General features: G+C 71.7%; 5 protein-coding genes and 1 pseudogene. 1 reads left to right on the top strand and 5 read right to left on the bottom strand.

Translation table 11 applies throughout. The features are described from left to right. Positions 1-438, top strand: a pseudogene (locus IJH84_RS20955) (transcriptional regulator); the annotation flags it as partial. Between the two features lie 117 nt (positions 439-555). On the opposite strand, the gene IJH84_RS20960 reads toward IJH84_RS20955, so the two are convergent. The 5 genes from IJH84_RS20960 to IJH84_RS20980 form a co-directional block, all read right to left on the bottom strand. Next, entirely contained in the window at positions 556-804 is a 249-nt protein-coding gene (locus IJH84_RS20960; protein ID WP_200070741.1) for a phosphopantetheine-binding protein, read from the bottom strand. Next, positions 801-1,463 carry an isochorismatase family protein gene (locus IJH84_RS20965; RefSeq protein WP_295147976.1) on the bottom strand — a complete coding sequence of 221 codons (663 nt, stop codon included), beginning with the start codon at positions 1,461-1,463 and terminating at the stop codon, positions 801-803. Before IJH84_RS20965 ends, IJH84_RS20960 begins: the two co-directional genes overlap by 4 nt. A gap of 34 nt (positions 1,464-1,497) precedes the next feature. Further along, positions 1,498-3,147, bottom strand: coding sequence for a (2,3-dihydroxybenzoyl)adenylate synthase (locus IJH84_RS20970; protein ID WP_295147978.1), 1,650 nt, complete (start codon positions 3,145-3,147; stop codon positions 1,498-1,500). A gap of 19 nt (positions 3,148-3,166) precedes the next feature. Continuing rightward, positions 3,167-4,423, bottom strand: coding sequence for an isochorismate synthase DhbC (gene dhbC / locus IJH84_RS20975; RefSeq protein ID WP_295147981.1), 1,257 nt, complete (start codon positions 4,421-4,423; stop codon positions 3,167-3,169). Between the two features lie 47 nt (positions 4,424-4,470). Continuing rightward, a partial coding sequence (locus IJH84_RS20980; RefSeq protein WP_295147983.1) for a 2,3-dihydro-2,3-dihydroxybenzoate dehydrogenase occupies positions 4,471-5,120 on the bottom strand: 650 nt, incomplete at its 5' end.

The following is a 5,120-nucleotide window of genomic DNA, read 5'->3' on the forward strand; positions in this document are numbered from 1 at the left end:
CAGCTCGCACTGGCGCTGCACGGCGAGCAGGGCAACCCGGTGACCGTGCGCGCGGAGATCCACCGGCTGCGCGCGCAGCTCGGGCACGACGTGGTGGGCACCAAGCCGTACCGGCTCGCCGCCGAGGTCGACGCGGATTTCCTGCGCCTGCGCAAGGCATTGCGCGCAGGCGAGGTCTCGGCCGCGCTCGAGCTGCACGGCCCGCTGCTGCCCGCTTCGGAAGCGCCGCTGATCCACGAGGAGCGCGAAGACCTGATCACCGGCGTGCGCGGTGCGGTGCTGGCCGCGCGGGACGCCGAGGCGCTGTGGCGGCTGGCCGACGCGGAAGTCGGCAAGCACGACATCGAGGTGCACGAGGTGCTGCTCGAAGCGCTGCCGGTGCACGACTGGCGGCGTGCCACGGTGGCCGCGCGGTTGAACCGGCTGCTGGTCGAGTGAATCGCCGAAGGCGTTGCGCCGGGCGGAGCTCGACCGACCCGCGGTCCGCGGTGCTCCCCGCTGATTCGCGCCGCTCAGCGCCGAATCGGGCCGATGGCGAAACCGCCCGCCGCGAACTCAGTCCTGCGCTTCGGCGACCTTCGGCTCCAGCACGCTCCACCAGTCCGCCAGGCTCGGACGTTCTGCCAGGTCCGCGAAGGTGATCTGCACGCCGAGCCTGCGCCACCGCTCCACCAGGCTCATGATCCGCACCGAATCCAGGCCCCAGTCCAGCAGGTTCTCGTCGTCGGCGAGCTCGGAAGGGTCCTCGTAGAGCAGTTCCGCCACGTCGGCCCGCACGTCGTCCAGGGTCAGCTTCGCGCTCATCGGTTCTCCACTCCCGTCACCGCGCTGCCCGCGAGATCCTTGACGAGCCGTTCGGCCGACTCGACCACCGCGCACCGCTTCGCCGCGTAGCGCAGCGCCATCGCGTGCTCCTCCGCGGAGAAGTCCGCGACCGCGTCGGCCACCAGGAACGCCTGCACCTCCTGCTGGAACGCCTCCGCCGCGGTCATCAGGCAGCCGATGTGCGCGTAGATGCCGGTGATCACCAGCTGGTCGCGTCCCCACTCGTGCAGCATCGAACGCAGCTCGGTGCGCTGGAAAGCGCTGTAGCGCCACTTCGTCATCCGCACGTCGCCGGGTTCGGGCGCGAGTTCCTCGATGATGGCTTCCTGCGCGGCGTCGGCCACGCCCGGCCCCCACCACTCCAGCTGCAGTCCGCGCTGCTGCGGGCTCTGCCCGCTGGGCTGGGCGCAGTAGACCACCGGCACCCCGGCCTGGCGCGCCTGCGCGGCCAGTGCGCGGATGTTCGGCACGACCTCGCTGAGCGGTTCGCCTTCCGGCGCGTACGCGCCCACGAAGTGGCGTTCCATGTCGTGCACCAGCAGCACCGCGCGCGCCGGATCCGCTCGCCAATCCACCCGGTTCGGCGGCAGGTCGTCCTGCCGCGGCACGGGATACGGCGCGATCGTCGGCAACCCCACCGGTGATTCCTCCTGTCCTCGCTGCGAAATCCGTTCAGCGCCGCTGGAGTCCGGGGACGAGGTCCCGCTCGATCGCCGCGCGCAGGTCGCGCTTGCTGACCTTGCCGACGGCGGTCTGCGGGAACCGGTCGACGAACTCGACGCGGTCGGGCACCTTGTAGCCGGCCAGCCCGCGCTGCCGGACGAACTTGATCAGCTCCCGCGGTTTCGGCGCTTCCCCGCGCGGCACCACGAAGGCGCAGGTGCGCTCGCCGAGGTACGGGTCCGGCATGGACACCACCGCGGCGTCGTGCACCGACGGGTGCGCCAGCAGGTGGTTCTCCACCTCTTCGGCGGCGACCTTCTCGCCACCGCGGTTGATCTGGTCCTTGGCGCGGCCCTCGACCACGATGTTGCCTTCCGGGGTGAATCGGACGACGTCGCCGGTGCGGTAGAAGCCTTCCGGCGTGAACGCCTTCGCGTTGTGCTCCTCGGCGTCGTAGTAGCCGCGGATGGTGTACGGACCGCGGGTGAGCAGGTGCCCGGTTTCGCCTGCTGCGACGGGGTTGTCGTCGTCATCTACCACCAGGACCTCGTCGTCCGGGGAGATCGGACGGCCCTGCGTGCCGACGATGACCTCTTCCGGATCGTCCAGCCGCGTGTAGTTCACCAAGCCCTCGGCCATGCCGAAGACCTGCTGCAGCGTCGCCCCCAGCACCGGCCGCACCCGGCGCGCGACCTCCTCGCTGCACTTCGCGCCGCCGATCTGCAGCACTCGCAGGCTGGAGAGGTCGTGCTCGGTGTGCTCGGCCGCGTCCAGCCACACCAGCGCCAGCGGCGGCACGGCCGCCACCAGCGTGGCCCGTTCGGTTTCGACGAGCGGGAAGACCTCGTCCGGGCTGGAGCGCCGCGCGAGCACCACCCGGCCTCCCGCGTGCAGCACGCCGAACGTTCCCGGGGAACTCATCGGGAAGTTGTGCGCGATCGGCAGCGCCGCCAGGTACACCGTGTCCGCGGTGACACCGCAGATGTCGTTGCTGGCGCGGAACGAGTACAGGTAGTCGTCGTGGGTGCGCGGGATCAGCTTCGGAACACCGGTGCTACCGCCGGACAACTGCAGGAAGGCGATGTCGCCGGGATCCGGTCCGTCCAGTTCGGACAGCTCTGCGTCCACATCGGACAGCGCGGTGAAGCCGGAGTCGCCCGGATCGCCCGCGATGAGCACCCGCCCCAGCCCCGGCACCTTCCCCGCCACCTCGGCGGCCAGCGTGCGGTGGTCGAACCCGGCCTCCACGTCGCAGGTGATGTAGGCCGCGGCGGCGCTGAACTCGCAGAAGTAGGACACCTCGGTCAGCCGGTGCGACGGCAGCGCGAACACCGGCACCGCGCCCAGCCGGAACAGCGCGAAGCACACCTCGAAGAACTCCGCGATGTTCGGCAGCTGCACCACGACGCGGTCCTGCCGGGCAATCCCCAGCTCACGCAACCCGGCGGCCAGCCGGTCCGCGCGCTCGTCGAGCTCGGCGTAGGTGATCCGGCGCCGCTCATCGACGATCGCGACCCGATCACCGCGCTCGGCCGCGCGGGCGCGCAGCAGCGCGCCGAAGGTCTCCCCGCGCCAGTAACCGGCTCGCCGGTAGCGGCGGGCGAAATCTTCGGGCCAAGTGGGACATCCGGGCAGCATCGTGCATTCCTCTTCGATCATTGGCCAAGAACGGGTGCGACTACAGCGCGCCGGACCACCCCATGGCCGACAACGCGGTGCGGAATTTGGCGGAGGTTTCGGCGAGCTCCTCGGCCGGATCGGAGCCCTCGACGATTCCCGCGCCCGCGTACAGCCGCAGCGCCGCATCTTCGATCTCCGCGCAGCGGATCGTCACGACCCACTCGCCGTCACCGGCCGCGTCGCACCAGCCGACCATCCCGGTGTAGAAGCCGCGCTCGAACGGCTCGGCCTCGGCGATGGCCTGCCGCGCGGGTTCCGGCGGAGTACCGCACACCGCGGGCGTCGGGTGCATCGCCACCGCCAGCTGCAACGACGAGGTGGCGGGGTCGGCGAGCTCACCGGTCACCTCGGTCGCCAGGTGCCACATCGCGGCCGTGCTGCGCACCGACGGACGCTCCGGGACGACGAGTTCGGTGCAGTACGGGCGCAACGCGTCCGCGACCGCCTCCACGACGGCGGCGTGCTCGCGCAGGTCCTTGTCCGACTCCAGCAGCTCCGCGGCGCGGCAGCGGTCCTCGGCCGGGTCGTCGCTGCGCGGGCGGGAGCCGGCCATCGGGTTCGCCCGCACCTGGGTGCCGTGCCGCGACACCAGCAGCTCCGGGCTCGCGCCCAGCAGCGTGCGCGCGAGTTCGGGCTGCGGGCCGAAGTTGTCCCGCGAACCGTCGGCGCCGCGCCGCGGCAGGTCGACCGCGTAGGTGTAGCCGCCGGGATCGGCGGCGGCCAGGTTGCGCAGCATCCGCGCCGGATCGATTCGGTCCGCAGTGGACAGTTCCAGCGAGCGGGCCAGCACCACCTTGCTCAACTCGGCGCTGCGCAGCCGTTTGAGCACCCGCTCCACCGCCCGCTCGTACTCGCCCGGCGCAGGCACCTGGCGCAGTTCGTAGTCGCCGCCGGCCGATTCCGCCGCCGGGGCCACCACCGCCGACTCGCCCAGCGGTTGCGCGCGGACGACCTCGCTGGGCAGCACCAGGTGCGCGGGCAGATCCCCGTCGAACGGCACCGCACCCACCACGAGCGGATCGCGGCGGCCGAATTCCTCGGCGTGGCGCAGGAAATCCGCCACCCGCCGGGGAAGCCCGGAGCGCCCGGAGGCGCACGTCGTCTTGGGCACCGTGGCGTCCACCCCGCGGGCCAGCATCGAACCGCGCGGAGAGGCGAAGAAGAACGACGAGCCCGCCGCGTACTCCGCGAGCAGTTCGGCCGCGTCCGCGGTGTCCCGGAACATGCCGGTGCCGGTGTCGCTGTCAGTGGTCATGTGAGCCTTCCGTGCGAGGCGTTGCGGAGTGGGCCGGGCGCGCGGTCTCAGGCGCGCAGCGTGGCGCCACCGTCCACGTAGAGGTCGTGCATGGTGATGTGCCCGGCCTGCTCGGAGACCAGGAACACCACCGCCTCCGCGATGTCCTCCGCGGTGGCCAGCTTGCCCAGCGGGATGCCGGTTTTGAACGTTTCCGGCGAGCCGGCGATCACCGCGGCGGCACCCTGCTGGTCCCACAGGGCGTGCTGCATCGGGGTGTCGGTGGAACCCGGCGAGACCACGTTGCAACGAATGCCGTGCTCGGCCAGCTCCAGGCCGAGGGATTTGGTGAACAGCGTGGCCGCTGCTTTGGACGCGCCGTAGGCGGCCATTCCCTGACGCGGGACGCCCGCCGCGTTGGAACCGACCGTGACGATGGCGCCGCGGCTGCGCGGGATCATCAGCTCTGCGGCCGCGCGGCACATGTGGAACACGCCGTTGGTGTTCACCGCGAAGGTCCGGTGCCAGTCGGCGTCGGAAAGCTCAGCGACCTTGCCGGGGTGCAGCACTCCGGCGACGTTGACCAGGATGTCGACCGGACCTGCTTCGTCCTCCGCGCGGCGCACCGCGGCCCGTGCCGCGTCGGCATCGGCGACGTCGGCCGGGCAGGCCAGCATCCGGCGCTGCTTGGCTTGCGCGGCCGCGGCGAGCTCGTCGA

This window comes from Saccharopolyspora sp. (assembly GCF_017434145.1).
Classification (GTDB): domain Bacteria; phylum Actinomycetota; class Actinomycetes; order Mycobacteriales; family Pseudonocardiaceae; genus Saccharopolyspora_C; species Saccharopolyspora_C galaxeae.